Here is a 17,907-nt window from a genome sequence, read left to right as displayed (position 1 = left end):
AATCTAGTCCCTCAACGATGCGTTAAATTGTTCAGCCAATTCGGCCACCACTAAGTCTACAATTGAGTTGATGTCTTTCTCTTCAAGGGTTCGCTCTGAATTTTGCAGTGTTAATGCAATCGCTAAACTCTTGTGATCAGCCTCAACTCCTTTGCCCTTATACACGTCGAATAAGTTTAGGTCAACTAGTTGATTTCCGCCAACTTTTTTAATTGACTCTAAAATATCACCAGCATTTACCGAATCTTTAACAACAATCGCAATATCGCGTCGGTTAGATGGGAACTTAGAAACCTCAACCGCTTCAGGTAATACACGGTTTTCTAAACCTAACAACTCGATTTCAAAGGCAAAAACTTGATTGTTAATTCCTAGTTTAGACTGTATTTCTGGGTGAATACAGCCTAAGTAACCAATTTTTTTACCATTTCTTATAATCGAAGCTGATTGACCTGGGTGTAAACCTTCATTTTGCTCAGCAACAAACGAAATATTCGCCATATCACCAGTTAGGTTTAATAGTGCCTCAACGTCGCCTTTGATATCAAAAAAGTCGACTACTGTTGATGCGATACCCCAATGTTCGTTATGCGTGTTACCGTAAATCACACCACCAATAATTTGCGTTTGCTCAACACCATTTTCAGCGGCATCGTTTTTAACAAACTTTAAGCCTGATTCAAATAGGCGGATACGTGATTGCTGACGGTTTTGGTTATATACCACAGAGCCTAATAAGCCTGGTAATAAGCTTACGCGCATTGCCGACATTTCAATTGAAATTGGGTGCGGTAATACCAGCGCATCAGCACTTGGGTGTAGCAAGCTTTGTACTTTAGGGTCAACAAAACTGTAGGTGATTGCCTCTTGGTAACCACGGCTTACTAATTCATTGCGAAAACGCTTAAGCGGCAGCACGGCTTCTTGGTGATCTGTCATCGCCAATTTCGCTGTTGGTGCTACGTTTGGAATATTGTTATAACCAAATACACGTGCGACTTCTTCAATTAAGTCTTCTTCAATTGAAATATCAAAACGGTAACTTGGTACATCTGCTTGCCATGTGTCATTTTCAAAGCTAACTGTAAGACCCAAACGAGTAAGAATATTTGTTACCGTTGCATCATCAATGTGGTAGCCGATAACACGGTCTAAACGTGCGCGACGTAATGTCACTGATTTAGCTTTTGGTAGGTGCGCTTCAGATACAGCTTCAACTACAGGGCCTGCTTCACCGCCAACAATATCAAGTAATAGTTGGGTTGCACGCTCCATTGCGTCTTGCTGAAGTTTGTAATCAACACCGCGTTCATAACGGTGCGATGCATCCGTATGTAAACCGTAGCTACGCGCTTGTCCAGCAATTGCCAGCGGGCTGAAGAAAGCACTTTCTAATAAGATATCGTGTGTTGTTTCGGTAACACCTGATTTCTCACCACCAAAGATACCCGCCATCGCAAGTGCTTTTTGGTCATCAGCAATTAACAGCGTGTTTTCTTTTAGCTTTGCCGTATTGCCGTCAAGTAATACAAGCTCTTCACCTGGATTTGCGTTACGTACTTTAATACCACCTTCAATTGCGTTTAAGTCAAACGCGTGCATTGGGTGACCAAGTTCGAGTAATACGTAGTTTGTTACATCAACAACAGGATCAATTGAACGAATACCGCTGCGACGTAATTTCTCAACCATCCAAAGTGGTGATTTAGCGTTTAGGTTAATGCCCTTAATTACACGACCTAAATAACGAGGACATGACTCAGGATTAACTAGTTCAATGTCAATTTTGTCATCAATTGTCGGTGTAACCGGTGTAATTTCAACGTTAGTAACGTCAAGGCTGTTTAATACGCCTACTTCGCGTGCAAGACCTTTAATACCAAGACAGTCACTGCGGTTTGCCGTTAAATCAACGTCAATAGTCACATCATCTAAGCCGAAGTATTCGCGAATATCTGTGCCAATTACTGCGTCTTCAGGTAACTCTAAAATGCCGTCTGAGCTTTCAGCCATACCTAACTCTTCGAACGCACATAACATGCCGTGAGAAGGTTGACCGCGTAATTTTGCTTTCTTAATTTTAAAATCGCCCGGTAATACCGCGCCAACTTTAGCAACCGCTACTTTTAAACCTTGGCGACAGTTTGCAGCACCACAAACGATATCAAGTAGTTCGTCTTCGCCAACATCGACTTTAGTTACGCGTAATTTGTCTGCATCTGGGTGTTGGCCACATTCAACCACTTGACCAATAACAACGCCTGTAAAATCACCGGCAACGGCGTCTAAACCATCCACTTCAAGGCCTGCCATCGACAGCTGCTCAGAAAGTGCATCAGTATCAATTGCTGGGTTTACCCATTCTCTTAGCCACTTTTCACTAAATTTCATTGTTACTTCACTCTTACTTGAATTGGTTTAGGAATTTTAAGTCGTTTTCGAAAAATGCACGTAAGTCATTTACGCCGTAACGCAACATGGTTAAGCGCTCAACGCCCATACCAAATGCGAAACCTGTGTATTCTTCAGGATCGATGCCAACAGAGCGAAGTACATTAGGGTGAACCATGCCACAGCCTAATACTTCTAACCATTTACCGTTTTTACCTTTCACGTCCACTTCTGCTGATGGCTCAGTGAATGGGAAGTACGAAGGACGGAAACGGATTTCCATATCTTCTTCAAAAAAGTTACGTAAGAAATCGTGCAAAATCCCTTTAAGCTCTGTGAAGCTTACGTTTTTATCAACCATCAAGCCTTCTACCTGATGGAACATTGGCGTATGCGTTTGGTCGTAATCATTACGGTATACACGACCCGGTGAAATGATACGCAGTGGTGGTTGCTCTGCTTCCATAGTACGGATTTGTACACCACTTGTTTGCGTACGCAATACCAGCTTAGGATTAAAATAGAAGGTATCGTGATCAGCACGTGCTGGGTGATGCTCAGGAATATTCAACGCGTCAAAGTTATGGAAATCGTCTTCCACTTCCGGACCAGATTTAACAGCAAAACCTAGCTCACCAAAAAAGCTTTCAATTCGTTCGATAGTACGTGTTACAGGATGTAGGCCCGTAGTCGGTTGAGTACGACCCGGTAGCGTCACATCAATAGTTTCTTTTGCTAGCTTCTCTGCTAATGCTTTTTCTTGTAGCGCTTCGCGCTTCGCATTGATTTTTTCTTGAACTTGCTGCTTTGCCTGGTTAATTACCTGACCTGCAGTTTTACGTTCTTCTGGGTCCATTTTACCTAGGCTTTTTAATAGGCTAGTAATTTCGCCTTTTTTACCTAAGTAATTTACGCGCACATCTTCTAAATGAGCGATTTCACTGGCTTTCTCAACAGCTTCAAGGGCTTCAGCCAAGATTGCTTCTAAATTCATAAGGGCTTTTCACTCGTTTTTGCCAACCAGCTCAATATTACATTGAGTTAGCTTGATTTCTCGTAACGTTTAACTATCGATTAACGTAACATTTTTTAATAAAAATTAGCCCATTATGATACCCGAAAAACAATTGTTTTTACTAGAGCGATAATGGTTAAAAAGGCACGTTATTGTTAATTTTAGGTGGTTTTTTTAGGCTTATTTCGATTGCACTAATTTAGTGGTCGTATATTGCGATAAAAAACAATTTAGAACTAAGCGGAAGATTTAATAGATAGCGGGTTTATATTTTGATTTTCAACACAGTCTTTGCTGCGTTTCGCTCGCACGATACCTGTGTAATAAATTAAGTAAGCATGAGCACGATTTTTCAAAACATGCTCATGCTTTAAAGATCCAAAATAGACTTAATAAACGGAATGGTAAGCTTGCGCTGTTCAACAATTGAAGCATGATCAAGCTTATCTAAAATATCCAGTAACGCACGCATATCTCGACTAACGCGCGACAATAAAAAACGTGTCGCTTCTTCAGTGAGTGTTAGGCCACGCATTTTCGCACGTTTTACTAACGCTTCGGCTTTATCATCATCACTCATCGAGCGGATTTGAAAAGTGGTGCCCCAGTTGAGTCGCGATTCGAGATCTGGCAATGCAATATTAAGCATATTAGGCAGTAAATCCCCTGCTACTACTAACATTTTTCCTTCACTATTGAAGCGATTGAAAAAATTAAATAGCGCTTTTTCCCACAGTGGGTCGCCTGCTACTTGCTGAATATCATCAATGCAAATAACATCGAGCTTTTCTAGGTCGTCAAGCACGTGAGGGTCAAGCCAAGCAAGATCTTTACAAGATAACAAAAAACACGATAAACCGAGCTCCTGTGCGCGAATACACGTTGCATACAGTAAATGTGATTTACCTGAGTCAGAAAAACCACACAAGTACACATAATTAAATGGCATTGTTTGCAGTTGTGTTAATCCCACTTCAAGTTGTTTAACAACATGGGAATTTTCACCGCCAAAGAAGCTCATAAATGTTTCGTCGTCCGGCAATGTTACCGGCAACGCCATTTGTTGATATTCACTCATTACTGGCTTAGCCATTGATACTCAAGTTGTTGTGTACTTTGATGACTAAATGGATCAAAAATAATCTCAAATTGTGAATCTAATTGTAGCGCTTTTTTCAAGCTATCTACGTGCGCATTAAGATATAGCACTAAATCCACACGTTCCCCTTGACGGAAACTTATATCTAATTCATCAACTTGGGTAAGCGTACGTAAGCGAGTTTTTAACGCTTCAAGCTGTTTAATACCTTTTACACCAAAAAAGCGTACTGACACACTGCTGGTAACCTCAGTTTCACTAAGTGATGCATACTGCTTGGCGATTTGCGTTGAAATACTACTAACAAGCTCTCCGATAATCGTGAGTTTGTCACCCTTAAGCTGGTGTAATTGGAATGTGCCTTGGTTGGTAAACTGCCAATCCAAATGCCATACATTCTCGCGTTGATACAGCCTTGCCGACACAATTACTTCAGGTTCGTAACGACGCGACGCATTTAAAATTTGCTGCGGAAAGTTAGCCCACACATCTGTAACAGTTAAATTCATGCGATCTTCGAGATCAAGTAACGGCATAACAATCGGTAAGCCTGCATTATTACTATTGGTATCGAGTAAGTGAAAAATTTGTGGGTAGTCTTCTTTGGTGACTAATGAGCGTTGCACGTCTTCTTCAATTGCAAGCCAAATTAACGTCAGCGGTCTGCGGTTACCCCAAATCGGGATTTCCATCTCATTAAGTACGCCGTCGATTAATTGTGGCTGATAACGAATTTTTAAATACGTTTGGTATAAAGACTCTTCATACTCGTATTTGAGTACAAAGCGAGACAGGTTTTTAAACGCATCACCAATTGCTGGGTGTGATTTATCAATACTGCGACCGGATACTTTTTCAAGCACACCAATAAAACCAACACGGTTTGCTCGGCGTTGTTGCGCTTGAGATTTATCATCAACTACCGCTTTATATTGATAAAGGTCGGTCACTTCAACGGCTAGAATAGCCTTACTGAAAACCAGTAATAAAGTAAAAATCAGTGCGTTTTTCAAAGTGTTAAACTTGTATTCCATCGTGGGTCTGATCCTAAAACATCAGATGATGCAAAGCAAAGTAAATTTAGCTAAAAATATGCTTAGAATTATAAGGAATTAAATTTGATATAAAGTGGTGCCCGGGGCCGGACTTGAACCGGCACGTCATTACTGACGAGGGATTTTAAATCCCTTGTGTCTACCAATTCCACCACCCGGGCATCGGGCTGCTTTCGCATGTGGAGAGTATTATCTTTCGATAATGGAGGCGGAACCCGGAGTCGAACCGAGGTAGACGGATTTGCAATCCGCTGCATGGCCACTCTGCCATTCCGCCAATGTCTTCATAATGAAGCTGGATAAATAATTGGTTCGAACTCTTAAAGATAGTAGTTCTGGCTTGGTGATACCAAGTTATTAATTATTTTCCTAAAAATTGGAGCGAGTAACGAGGTTCGAACTCGTGACCTCGACCTTGGCAAGGTCGCGCTCTACCAGCTGAGCTATACTCGCATTCCATTTCAACCGTTTTTTAGCTTAGTAACCAAACGTTACTTCGAGCAGTTGCACTATACTCGCTGCCAATGGCTTTTTATGAGGCTTAACTCAAATAAGTGGTGCCCGGGGCCGGACTTGAACCGGCACGCTATTACTAGCGAGGGATTTTAAATCCCTTGTGTCTACCAATTCCACCACCCGGGCATCGGGTTTCTACGTTGCAGCAAAAACCAATTTGGAGCGAGTAACGAGGTTCGAACTCGTGACCTCGACCTTGGCAAGGTCGCGCTCTACCAGCTGAGCTATACTCGCATCAAATTGATTCTAAAATCAATGGTGCCCGGGGCCGGACTTGAACCGGCACGTCATCACTGACGAGGGATTTTAAATCCCTTGTGTCTACCAATTCCACCACCCGGGCATCGGGCTGCTTTCGCATGTGGAGTGTTGAAAATGGAGGCGGAACCCGGAGTCGAACCGAGGTAGACGGATTTGCAATCCGCTGCATGGCCACTCTGCCATTCCGCCGACTTCTTTAAGAAGTTGGAGCGAGTAACGAGGTTCGAACTCGTGACCTCGACCTTGGCAAGGTCGCGCTCTACCAGCTGAGCTATACTCGCACTTCCAATTGGGTAGTTAGTTAACCACTCCCCTCTCAACACCGACGCATTCTACATAGATTATTAAACGCGTCAACATAAAAATGTCGGAAATAAGTTGTTTGATTATTTTTTATCTAAAATGATTTAAAAACACTCGTTTATGCACTTATTTCAATGCACAAACACCAATTTAATTGTTCGATTGAGACAACGCGCCCCAGCCAGCAACCAAATATTGCACCATCGAAATAAAGGTTAAGATAGTCGCAATATAAAATAATACAAATGATAAGGTGATCATTTGGCTATCGTATTGCCAAATCAAACCAATAATTGCCAACATTTGTGCCGCGGTTTTAATTTTACCTAATTGCGATACCGCCACATTGGCGCGCTCACCCACTTCAGCCATCCATTCACGCAATGCCGATACGATAATTTCTCGACCAATAATAATAATGGTCGGAATCGTAATATAGAGCGATTGGTAATGTTGGGTTAATGCAATAAGTGCAACTGACACCATTACTTTATCAGCAACAGGGTCAAGGAACGCACCAAATGGTGTTGATTGTTCAAGTTTTCTTGCTAGATAGCCATCTAACATATCGGTGACTGAGGCAAGCCAAAAAATAAACGCGGCCCAGAAAAAAGACCACTTAGCTGGAATAAAAAAGAAAACAATAAAAATTGGAATTAAGATCAGGCGAAAAGCTGTAAGTGTATTTGGAATGTTCCACATATTGGTATTTTATTTATTTGTCATCATTTAGGTGATGATAGATTCGTTCTGCGATGCTCCGACTAATGCCCGGCACTCGCTCCAATTCAGAAATAGTAGCGCTTTTTACCCCTTGAATGCCACCTAAATATTTTAATACGGCTTGACGTTTTTTCGCGCCAACCCCTGAAATCTCTTCAAGCACAGATGTATTGCGCTGCTTTTGACGTTTATTACGGTGCCCTGCAATAGCAAAGCGGTGACTTTCGTCACGAATATGTTGAATTAAATGTAACGCTGGCGCATCCGATGATAAATTCACCGTGCGCCTGCCGCCATCAATTAATAGCGTCTCTAAACCCGGTTTTCGTGATGTGCCTTTGGCAACACCTATTAATAGCGGTAATTTGTTGTGTGGCCAATCAGCAAAATAGTTTTCGGCTTGTGATAACTGTCCTTTACCACCGTCAATAAAAATAATGTCGGGGATTTTACTTTCGTCAGTCAGTTTGTTGTAACGCTTTCTAAGTGCAAATGCCATGGCGGCATAATCATCACCTGGTGTAATGCCTTCAACATTAAAGCGGCGATATTCTTTATTGGCTGGACCTTGATCGTCAAATACCACACACGACGCAACTGTGTTTTCGCCCATGGTATGACTAATATCAAAACACTCCATACGATTAATAGTTTCTAAACTTAGCGCTTCTTTTAATTGAGCATAACGTTTCGCAATGGAGTCTTTTGCACTTTGTTTTACTTCTAAGGCATTTGCTGCATTTTTATTAGCAAGTGCCAAATAGTCAGCCTTTTCACCACGCAGCGCTAATACAAATGCAATTTTCTTACTGCAAATTGCCGATAACCCTTCTGCTAACGTATCACTGCCAGCAAATGCGAACGGCACAACTAATTGTTTTGGAATTCGTCCGGTATTAGATAATTGCACATAATATTGTGCACAAAACGATTCTAGGACTTCTTCATTGCTACTGTCTTTTGGCGTTTTTGGAAAATACGTTTTGGATCCCAAAATCTTATGGTCGCGGATCATCAATACATGTACCGCCACCAAACCGTTTTTAGCCGAGAAACCAATTACATCGAGCTCTGCAACATTGCCCGATACCGCTTGTTGTTCTTGCATTTTGCGCAGCAATAAAATTTGGTCACGTAATTGCGCTGCCTTTTCAAATTCGAGCGAGATACTCGCCGCTTCCATTTTTTCAACCAATGTTGCGATTACTTCTGACGAGCGCCCCGCCAGAAACTTTTTCACCATATCTACTTCTTGTTGGTAATCCGTATCGGAAATTTTACCTACACATGGCGCTGAACAACGCTTTAACTGATACTGTAAACATGGGCGACTGCGTGCGCGGTAGTATGCATCTTCACATTGCCGTACAGGGAAAATCTTTTGCATTAGGCGCAAACTTTCAGACACGGCTCCGGCACTTGGATAAGGGCCAAAATACTCGCCTTTAATTTTTCTAGCGCCACGGTGAAATGCTAAACGCGGATGAGTATGGTTAGTTACTAAGATATAAGGATAGGATTTGTCGTCGCGCAACAAAATGTTGTAACGCGGCATGTATTTTTTTATTAAATTATTTTCTAGCAGAAGTGCTTCAGTTTCGGTATTCGTCAGTGTAACTTCAACACCGCAAATATTCGCCACTAACGCGCGGGTTTTGTTTTCGGGAATGTTATCGCGAAAATAGCTTGAAAGACGCTTTTTTAAATTTTTTGCTTTACCAACGTATATAACTTGCCCTTTGGCGTCTAACATTCGATAAACGCCGGGTTCATTTGATACGGTTTTTAGAAAGGCTTTTGCGTTAAACGCCGGCATCGTGTTATTCGGCGTCAATCTCAATCATTTTATGGCGGATAGCAAGGTGTGTTAATTCTACATCGCCACCCACATTGAGCTTTTCAAACATACGGTAACGGTATGAATTGACCGTTTTTGAGCTTAAGTTAAGCTGATCTGCAATAGTTTGTACTTTCTCACCTTTAGTGATCATCAGCATAATCTGTAATTCGCGGTCTGATAGGCTTGCAAACGGGTTTTCATCATTGCGTCCGCTAAACTGCGCTAGTGCGATCTGCTGCGCAATTTCTGGCGCAATATAACGTTGCCCTGTTTTCACTGCACGAATAGCATTAACCACTTCTTCAGGACCTGCACTTTTGGTTAGGTAACCGTGTGCACCAATTTGCATTACTTTGCTCGGGAATGGGTCTTCACATTGCATGGTCAATACAATGACCTTTACATCAGGGCAGAATCGACAGATCTTTTTAGTTGCTTCTAAACCGCCAATACCTGGCATATTCATATCCATGAGTACGATATCTGGGTTATTTTGACGGCAAAACTGAACCGCCTCTTCGCCAGTTTTCGCTTCACCAACCACTTTAAAGCCACGTACGTCATCAAGTATACGCTTTATACCTGTGCGAACGAGTTCATGGTCATCAACTAACAATACGTTAATCAAGGAGTTACCTCACGGTTATCAATGTAAGACAGATTTAAGTGGCCTAACCATAGCACATTAGTTATCAAAGTCGAACAACTTAAATTGGATTTCCATGGCTATTTTGACCGATTGTTCACTAACTCACCGATTTATAAAAACTTCATCATTTACAATCTATTACATTACGAATTTTTAACGTTCTAACAGCAATTTAATGACGATAACAACACATCGATTGTTGTTAACTTTGAAATATTACACTCACTGTAATATTTCTTTCATATTTCTTTGTTTTAATCCGCGTCGTCACAAAAGTGACATGTAAATGTCACATAACACGACCAACAAGGTCGTCGAAAACAAGAGAAATGAAATGAGTCAAAATACGTCAAATCCAATAAACGGCCAACAAAGTGTTACGGCCAAGTTTTTAAACTGGGCTGCTATCGCATTTTTAGTTTATTTGGTTTTAGTTGCAGTTAGTACCGTAAGTGGCGGTTTTAAACTAGCTTCAGGTGGCAGTGAAGGTGCGAAAGAAATTTTTGCATTCGCAACCAACCCATTTGTTGCATTATTGCTCGGTGCACTCGCAACTGCGTTAGTACAATCATCATCAACCGTTACCTCGGTTATTGTTGGCCTAGTAGCTGGCGGATTACCTATTAATATCGCAATTCCAATGATCATGGGTGCGAACATTGGTACAACTATTACCAACACCTTAGTATCAATTGGTCATATTCGTTCAAAAGAAGAATTTAAACGCGCATTTGAAGCGTCAACAGTACACGACTTCTTTAACTTAATTGCTGTTGCGATTTTCCTACCGCTTGAATTAGCGTTCGGCATTTTACAAAAACTATCTCAAAGCCTTGCGCATCTATTTGTAGGAGACGCTGACCTATCACTTAAAAGCTATAACTTTATTAAACCACTTGTTAAGCCTGCGGTAGGCGTAATTAAAGATGGTCTTGCATTTTTCGATGGCAAAACCCTTGGTATTGCTATGGTAATTGTGGGTATCGCACTGATTCTATTTGCAGTAACAACTCTTGGTAAACTATTGCAAAAAGCGCTTGTTGGCACAGCCAAAGAAATGCTACACCGCGCGATTGGTAAAGGCCCTGTTGCAGGTATTACATCGGGTGCTGTGGTTACGGTTATGGTGCAATCATCGTCAACAACAACAAGCTTAATGATCCCGCTTGCGGGTAGTGGTGTGTTCTCGACTAAACAAATTTACCCGTTTACGCTAGGTGCGAACATTGGTACCACCATTACTGCGCTGCTTGCTGCAACATCAATTACAGGCGCAGCTGCCGAAGTGGCACTAACAATCGCCCTTGTTCATGTAATGTTTAACGTATTTGCTGTTGCGCTTATTTACGGTACACCATTCCTACGTGAATTACCGCTTCGTGCTGCAAGTAAGCTGGCTGAAGTAGGTTCAAATAATAAGTCTTTAGCGTTAGGTTATGTGCTAGGTGCCTTTTTTGTTGTGCCTGGAGTAATGATGTTAGTATCGCGCTAAAAACTCACTACCTTGTAAAAATAACGATAAAGTGGTTACTTTATCGTTATTTTTTGTTGCTTAACCTTATCTAAATTGCTCGAAAAACCGCAACACTCTAAAATACTGCAAAACAATAAAAACTCGTGCAATTAAAATGAAATACCCGCTAGCACTGTGTGCTGCCCTACTCTCTACCTCTGTAATAGCAAAAACCGACACCACACTTGAGATCCCATTTTTATCAGATTCAGTCGTTATTGATGGCAATATTAATGAAAGTGTGTGGCAGCAGGCAAAACGCATCGAAATCAACAATATCACTTGGCCCTATGAAAATATGCCAGCCAAGGAGCAAGCCTACGCACTTGTATATGAAGATGGTGAATCACTCAATGTCGCTTATGTGGTAAGTGATTCAAACCCAAATGCAATTCGAGCGTTTTATCGCGACCGTGATAAAAACTGGAGCGATGACTTAGTGGGTTTGAAGATTGACTCATACAATAACGAAAAGCTGGCGTATCAGTTTTTTATTAATCCGCTTGGCGTACAAATGGACTCCATTGAAAACGTACTAACAGGCCAAGAAAGCGATGCGTGGGATGGTATTTGGCACAGCTCGGGACAATTAACAGAAACGGGTTATGTTGTTGAGATTTCAATTCCGTTTCGCATATTAAATTTCGAACAAGGCAATAACAGCAAAAAAATGGCGATGGAATTTGTTCGCTTTTTACCACGAAATGAACGCTTGCGTATTTCATCAATAAAAATCGACCACGCTAACAGCTGTTGGGTTTGTCAAATGCAAACCGTGTCAGGTTTTGAACAAGCCGAACAAGGCAATAACTTAACGCTAGTGCCAACCATTGTAGCTGGCCGCAGTGAAAGCCGCGATGTCAGTGTTGCACCCATCGAAGATTGGCAAGCAGATAACACCTTAGAACCGGGATTAGACCTAAAATGGGGGATCACGCCAGAAGTTACGCTTACTGCGACCATTAATCCTGACTTTTCACAAGTCGAAGCCGATGTTGCACAGCTCGGTATCAACAACAGTTTCACTTTGTTTTTTCCAGAAAAACGAGCCTTTTTCTTAGAGAATACCGACTATTTTTCAACACCTTGGAACCTTATTTATACTCGCAATGTGGCAGAGCCTGACGCCGGTGTAAAACTTACAGGAAGCGTTGGCTCGCATACCTTTGGTAGCTTTATCGCTAACGATAACCAAAGTAATGTGATTATTCCCGGTAACCTAGGCTCGACTATTGTCTCGTTAGAAAGTAAAAGTAACAATGTTGCGGCACGTTATCGCTATGACTTTACCAACGACTTCTCTATAGCCGCAACGACAACCGCACGAAGCGCTGATGACTACTACAACTATGTATCGTCACTTGATAGCAAATACCGTTTAACTGAAAACGATACCTTTATCGCACAACTTGCGATGTCGCGAACAAAGTATTCCGATGAATTTAGAGACAGCATTTGCGACGCCGATAACCTTTCAACGTGCAAACAGCAAGCGCGCATTCAATGTGAAAATGAGCAAGATTGCCAAATAAGCGAACAATATTTACGTGTTAGTGCTGAAGAAGCAATTGATGATATTGCCTATAAGCTTAGTTATGAGCACAACGAAAAGTATTGGAGTCTATTTGCACGCTACGACAACCTTGGTGAAGATTTCCGCGGCGATTTAGGTTTTATGAACCAAGTTGATTTTAATAAGTTTGTGAGCGGTGGTCGTTATCGTTGGTACGGTGAGCAAGGTGTTAATTGGTATAATCGCATTGAATTTTATAGTGATTGGGATATTAGTCATAACGCCAACGGCGAACTGCTAGAAAAAGAAGTTCAAGCAGACTTATCATTTAACGGCCCATTGCAAAGTTACGGTAAAATTGAATTGCTCCAGCGCGACCGCGTCGGTCTTCGCCATAATAAAGCGCGGTTAGATATAGATGTTAACACCACGCTGTTTAACGAAAACCTCGTTGGCGTGTATTTAGAATTTAAACCAATCTCAGGCATGTTTGCCTCACTTTACGCTAATACAGGTAATCATATCGACCTAGCAAACAATCGTTTAGGCGATAAAACCCGTATTCGCCCCGTACTAAATATGAACTTAAACCGCCATATAGAATTGCGCTTGCGTCATACATATGAAGCGATGGACGTGGATGGTGCCGATCTATTCACTGCAAACTTAACCGACGCGCGATTAAGTTATCAGTTTAACAACCGAAGCTTTGTACGATTAGCCGTAATTTATCGTGATATTGAGCGCAATCCAAATAATTACATTGATGATGTAACGGCGCACTACAAAGGGTTTTCAACTCAACTGCTCTACTCTTATAAAGTGAATCCGCAAACGGTGTTTTTTGCTGGCTATTCCGATAACGGTTATCAAGATGATGACTTATCAAAAATAGAGAAGACTGACCGTTCAGTATTTATGAAAATGTCATACGCTTGGATGCTATAAGTTAGAGACGTTTATGGGAAGCTAAGGCTTCCCTTTTTATTTCAGATATTTCGTTTTTTTGCGTCTAATTTCACGTTCTGTACCAATAACACTGCTAATTTAGCCATAAACGCCTATTTCAGGCAGTTTGGCTATATATTATAGCCAAACTTTCCTTTCGTTTTTGCAACTAGTCAGTATGCTTAGCGTAAATGAATCCGAACATTTAGGGATACACATAATGAGTAACATTTTTGAAGATAATTCACTGAGTATTGGTAATACACCACTGGTTAAACTTAACCGTGTAACATCAGGTAACGTATACGCGAAAATTGAAGCGCGCAACCCAAGTTTCAGCGTTAAGTGCCGTATTGGTGCATCAATGATTTGGGAAGCTGAAAAGTCAGGTGAATTAACCAAAGACAAAGAGTTAATCGAACCAACTTCAGGTAACACAGGTATTGCACTTGCGTTTGTTGCTGCATCACGTGGTTATAAGCTAACGCTAACTATGCCAAACACAATGAGCCTTGAGCGTCGTAAGCTATTAAAAGCGTTAGGTGCAAACCTAGTATTAACTGAAGGCGCTAAAGGCATGAAAGGTGCAATTGAAAAAGCACAAGAAATTCAGCAAAGCGAACCTGAAAAGTACATTTTACTACAGCAATTCGAAAACCCAGCAAACCCTAAAATTCACTTCGAAACAACGGGCCCTGAGATTTTCGACGCAACTAATGGCGATATAGATTTCTTCGTAGCCGGTGTTGGTACAGGTGGTACTATCACAGGTACTAGCCGTTTCTTAAAATTAGAAAAAGGCCTAGACGTTAAATCAATCGCAGTTGAGCCAGTTGATTCACCAGTGATCAGTCAAAAAATTGCAGGCGAAGAATTAAAGCCGGGTCCTCACAAGATCCAAGGTATTGGTGCAGGTTTCATCCCAGGTAACTTAGACGTTGAAATGATCGACGGTGTTGAGCAAGTTTCAAATGAGGACGCTATTTCAATGGCGCACCGCCTAATGAAAGAAGAAGGTATTCTTGCGGGTATTTCTTCTGGTGCCGCGGTTGTTGCAGCAAAACGTATCGCTGAACTGCCAGAAAACAAAGATAAGAAAATTGTTGTTATTCTACCAAGCTCTGCAGAGCGTTACCTAACTAGCCCACTGTTTGCTGAAGAGTTTACAGATCAAGAGTTAGTGCAATAATTTACTGCTTTAAAAGTGCGAAGCACCGCTTCGCACTTTACATCCTATCAAAATCATTCCACACTTAGCCTAAATAAAAATAACGACAATTAGGCATATGTTACGTAACATTCTTCTTTCATCTTTGTTTATATTGCTTGCTGCGTGCGGTGAGATTGCACCTGAAATAAAAGCAGATAACGACTCACCTGAATATAAAGCATCTGAATTTTTCTACGCCGTATTGCTTGAAGACGACATCAATAAAGCAGTCAATGCATCGGTGCCAAAATATGGCCGCATTATAAAATCATACGGCTCAACAAAGCAATTTGCACGCAATGTACTAAATATGCGTTTTGACGAAGTGGAAATTGAAATCGACCACGGCAGCCGAAGTGTTCGTAAGCGTTTTGGCGACTCAGCCGTGTTAAACGTTATTTTACACGGTAAACATAACGGTAACCGTATCGCCGATATGCGCCAGATTAAACTTGTTAAAGTAAAAGGCACTTGGTATATCGAAAAAGTACTCGACGACCCTTACGCGCGCTAATACTTTGCTTATTAAACCGCTCAGCGCAATCTGTGCATTGCAAAGAGCGGTTTAATTTAACCTCAGTTAATCAAACGATTCAAACTCATCTACTTTTATTACCGCTTGACGAAGCGTTTCATATTCTGTGAGTTGTGCTAATTCTTCTTGATTAAACTCATTACTCAATGTGTTTATCGCATTTAGTCTGTCAAACTTAATATCAAAACGGGCATGTTTAATGGCTTTTTCAAAACGCGATATCAATGTTTTGTGCTCAGACAAAATCACTAATAAGCGCTCCATGTTATCAATATCGCTACCCGCTTTGATATGACACAAGTTGCATAATCGCTCTCGCATTACTGCGTTGTTACTTAAACTATTAACCACTTGGTTTAATGTTTCATCACTTGGTTTGTGATACGGGTTTCCCCACGGGAAAACCGCAAAACGAATCACACCGCCAAATGAAATATTGGCAAAAAATGCATCAAAGGCTTGGCCTATTTCATACAAACAATGGTCAATGGCGTAATTAACAAAAGGTAAGTCGGAGACTTGCCTACCGTCGTCTTCATAGCGTTTTAACACGCTGCTGGCTAAATAAAGCTGACTTAAAATATCACCTAAACGTGCTGATGTTGCTTCTTTACGCTTCAATGCCCCGCCCAAACGTAACATTGCGTAATCGGCGCAAAATGCAAATGACGCACTGAGCTTTGTCAGCGTTTGATAATAATGTGCAACAGGTCCTGCGCTTGCCTTAGGCACAAACCAATTTGCGGTTAACCCATGGAAAAAGCTAAAGCCAAAATTACCTAATGTATGTACGATATGTTTGCAAAGATACTCATCAAATTGATGTAAGCCACTTTGTTCGTCATCCATTGCCACCGCTTCCATTTCTTTCAAAATAAATGGATGACAGCGCGTCGCACCTTGACCAAAAATCATTAAACAACGGGTTAAAATATTTGCCCCTTCAACCGTAATAGATACAGGCGTGCCTTTGTAGGCACTTGCTAAACTATTACTTGGACCATTTTGTACCGCTTTACCCGCTTGAATATCAAAACCATGGTTTACGATATCTCGGCCAATTTCAGTAAGGTGGTATTTAGTAATGGCAGTGACCACCGCAGGGCTTAAATTAAGGTCGAGTGCCGTTGTTGTCATACGTCGTGTCGATTCGGTAAGGTAACTCATCGCGGCAATGTGCGCTAAACTTTCGCCTACGCCTTCAAACTGCGCGATTGGCAAACCAAATTGCTTACGAATTAATGCATAGGCACTGGTTGTGCGCGTGGTTAAGTGAGCTGTTGCAGTCGCAAGTGCAGGCAACGAAATACCTCGCCCGGCGCTCAAACATTCAACCAACATGCGCCAGCCTTTACCAATATAATCTTCACCGCCAATTAGCGCATCAAGTGGCACAAAAACATCTTCCCCTTCGGTTGGGCCATTCATAAATGCCATGCCCATCGGGTCGTGACGTTTACCTGTTGAGACCCCTTTTGTTTTTGCCGGGATAAGTGCACAGCAAATACCTAAATCTTCTTGTTCGCCCAATAATCCATCTGGGTCATATAATTTAAATGCTAAACCAATAACCGATGCAATAGGCGCTAGTGTGATATAACGCTTACGCCAATTGAGCTTGATGCCCAGTGTCATTTTGTTTTTATAGCGTTTTTTACACACCACACCATAGTCTTGAATTGCCCCAGCATCAGAACCCGCATCTAGGGCAGTCAAGGCAAAACACGGGACTTCATCGCCATTTGCCAGTTTAGGCAGCCAAAAATCTTGTTGCTCTTTCGTACCATAATGAGCAAGTAATTCTGCCGGACCTAAACTGTTTGGCACCATCACCGTAACCGCGGCTGATAAACTCGAACAGGCAATTTTACTGACAATGGTTGAATTAGCATACGCGGAAAAACCGTGACCACCGTGACTTTTCGGTACGATTAAGGCAAAGAAGCCCTCTTCTTTTAAGTACTTCCACACCGCTTTAGGTAAATCGCGTTCGGTCACAATTTGGTGATCGTCCAACATATCCAATAATGTGGATACTTGATTATCAATAAAACTCTGCTCTTCTGTGCTCAGTTTTGGGTTGGGGTACTCGCGAAATGTTTGCCAATTTGGTCTGCCGGAAAACAGTTCGCCATCCCACCAAATATCCCCCGCTTCCATTGCTTGGCGCTCTGTATCTGACAGCGGCGGCAAAGCCTTTTTGAAATAGTTAAAAACAGGTTTTGTTACAAATCTTAGGCGATTGGCACGAATGCCAAAAATCGCGGCAATAACAAAAACAATTATTATAAAAATCAACATTGTAAAAACTATCCCTTGAATTTATTTAACGCTTA

Annotated in this window: 12 protein-coding genes and 8 tRNA genes; 4 read left to right on the top strand and 16 right to left on the bottom strand. The window is 41.5% G+C overall.

Going from position 1 to position 17,907, the window contains the following annotated elements:
* Window positions 1–3: 3 nt before the first annotated feature.
* The 15 genes from pheT to uvrY all read right to left on the bottom strand — a co-directional run bounded on the left by pheT (window position 4) and on the right by uvrY (window position 9,831).
* Window positions 4–2,391, bottom strand: a complete 2,388-nt coding sequence (gene pheT / locus ACHSBP_RS10930; protein WP_395388846.1) for a phenylalanine--tRNA ligase subunit beta — start codon at window positions 2,389–2,391, stop codon at window positions 4–6.
* A 13-nt stretch (window positions 2,392–2,404) separates the two neighbouring features.
* Complete coding sequence (gene pheS, locus ACHSBP_RS10925) at window positions 2,405–3,385, bottom strand: phenylalanine--tRNA ligase subunit alpha (protein WP_010559933.1); 981 nt, start codon at window positions 3,383–3,385, stop codon at window positions 2,405–2,407.
* A gap of 391 nt (window positions 3,386–3,776) precedes the next feature.
* Window positions 3,777–4,484 (bottom strand): DnaA inactivator Hda, encoded by a 708-nt coding sequence (hda, locus tag ACHSBP_RS10920; protein WP_010559932.1) that lies wholly within the window; start codon window positions 4,482–4,484, stop codon window positions 3,777–3,779.
* Window positions 4,484–5,539 (bottom strand): DUF2066 domain-containing protein, encoded by a 1,056-nt coding sequence (locus ACHSBP_RS10915; RefSeq protein ID WP_100913497.1) that lies wholly within the window; start codon window positions 5,537–5,539, stop codon window positions 4,484–4,486. Before ACHSBP_RS10915 ends, hda begins: the two co-directional genes overlap by 1 nt.
* Window positions 5,540–5,634: 95 nt before the next feature.
* Window positions 5,635–5,721 (bottom strand) — tRNA-Leu (locus ACHSBP_RS10910).
* Window positions 5,722–5,763: 42 nt separating this feature from the next.
* Window positions 5,764–5,837 (bottom strand) — tRNA-Cys (locus ACHSBP_RS10905).
* A gap of 100 nt (window positions 5,838–5,937) precedes the next feature.
* Window positions 5,938–6,013 (bottom strand) — tRNA-Gly (locus ACHSBP_RS10900).
* A gap of 102 nt (window positions 6,014–6,115) precedes the next feature.
* Window positions 6,116–6,202, bottom strand: a tRNA-Leu gene (locus ACHSBP_RS10895).
* A 32-nt stretch (window positions 6,203–6,234) separates the two neighbouring features.
* Window positions 6,235–6,310 (bottom strand) — tRNA-Gly (locus ACHSBP_RS10890).
* Window positions 6,311–6,332: 22 nt separating this feature from the next.
* A tRNA-Leu gene (locus ACHSBP_RS10885) sits at window positions 6,333–6,419 on the bottom strand.
* Window positions 6,420–6,452: 33 nt separating this feature from the next.
* Window positions 6,453–6,526 (bottom strand) — tRNA-Cys (locus ACHSBP_RS10880).
* A gap of 16 nt (window positions 6,527–6,542) precedes the next feature.
* A tRNA-Gly gene (locus tag ACHSBP_RS10875) sits at window positions 6,543–6,618 on the bottom strand.
* Window positions 6,619–6,790: 172 nt separating this feature from the next.
* A complete protein-coding gene (gene pgsA, locus ACHSBP_RS10870) occupies window positions 6,791–7,342 on the bottom strand; it encodes a CDP-diacylglycerol--glycerol-3-phosphate 3-phosphatidyltransferase (RefSeq protein WP_010559930.1) in 552 nt (183 codons plus the stop codon).
* Between the two features lie 13 nt (window positions 7,343–7,355).
* Window positions 7,356–9,179, bottom strand: a complete 1,824-nt coding sequence (uvrC, locus tag ACHSBP_RS10865; protein ID WP_395388845.1) for an excinuclease ABC subunit UvrC — start codon at window positions 9,177–9,179, stop codon at window positions 7,356–7,358.
* A gap of 4 nt (window positions 9,180–9,183) precedes the next feature.
* Window positions 9,184–9,831 carry a UvrY/SirA/GacA family response regulator transcription factor gene (gene uvrY / locus ACHSBP_RS10860; RefSeq protein ID WP_010559928.1) on the bottom strand — a complete coding sequence of 216 codons (648 nt, stop codon included), beginning with the start codon at window positions 9,829–9,831 and terminating at the stop codon, window positions 9,184–9,186.
* Window positions 9,832–10,186: 355 nt separating this feature from the next.
* On the opposite strand from uvrY, the gene ACHSBP_RS10855 reads away from it, so the two are divergent.
* The 4 genes from ACHSBP_RS10855 to ACHSBP_RS10840 all read left to right on the top strand — a co-directional run bounded on the left by ACHSBP_RS10855 (window position 10,187) and on the right by ACHSBP_RS10840 (window position 15,550).
* A complete protein-coding gene (locus ACHSBP_RS10855) occupies window positions 10,187–11,344 on the top strand; it encodes a Na/Pi symporter (protein ID WP_010559927.1) in 1,158 nt (385 codons plus the stop codon).
* A gap of 136 nt (window positions 11,345–11,480) precedes the next feature.
* Complete coding sequence (locus tag ACHSBP_RS10850; protein WP_395388843.1) at window positions 11,481–13,826, top strand: DUF5916 domain-containing protein; 2,346 nt, start codon at window positions 11,481–11,483, stop codon at window positions 13,824–13,826.
* A 220-nt stretch (window positions 13,827–14,046) separates the two neighbouring features.
* On the top strand, window positions 14,047–15,015 hold the full coding sequence (gene cysK / locus ACHSBP_RS10845) for a cysteine synthase A (protein WP_395388842.1): 969 nt from the start codon (window positions 14,047–14,049) through the stop codon (window positions 15,013–15,015).
* A gap of 97 nt (window positions 15,016–15,112) precedes the next feature.
* Window positions 15,113–15,550 carry a hypothetical protein gene (locus ACHSBP_RS10840; protein WP_395388840.1) on the top strand — a complete coding sequence of 146 codons (438 nt, stop codon included), beginning with the start codon at window positions 15,113–15,115 and terminating at the stop codon, window positions 15,548–15,550.
* Between the two features lie 66 nt (window positions 15,551–15,616).
* Here ACHSBP_RS10840 and ACHSBP_RS10835 read toward each other — a convergent pair whose 3' ends face one another.
* Window positions 15,617–17,872, bottom strand: a complete 2,256-nt coding sequence (locus tag ACHSBP_RS10835; RefSeq protein WP_395388839.1) for an acyl-CoA dehydrogenase — start codon at window positions 17,870–17,872, stop codon at window positions 15,617–15,619.
* Window positions 17,873–17,907: the final 35 nt, after the last annotated feature.

The organism is Pseudoalteromonas sp. XMcav1-K, from assembly GCF_044005875.1.
Classification (GTDB): domain Bacteria; phylum Pseudomonadota; class Gammaproteobacteria; order Enterobacterales; family Alteromonadaceae; genus Pseudoalteromonas; species Pseudoalteromonas spongiae.
Note: the sequence above shows the minus strand (reverse complement) of the source record. Positions and strands in the feature narration are given on the sequence as shown.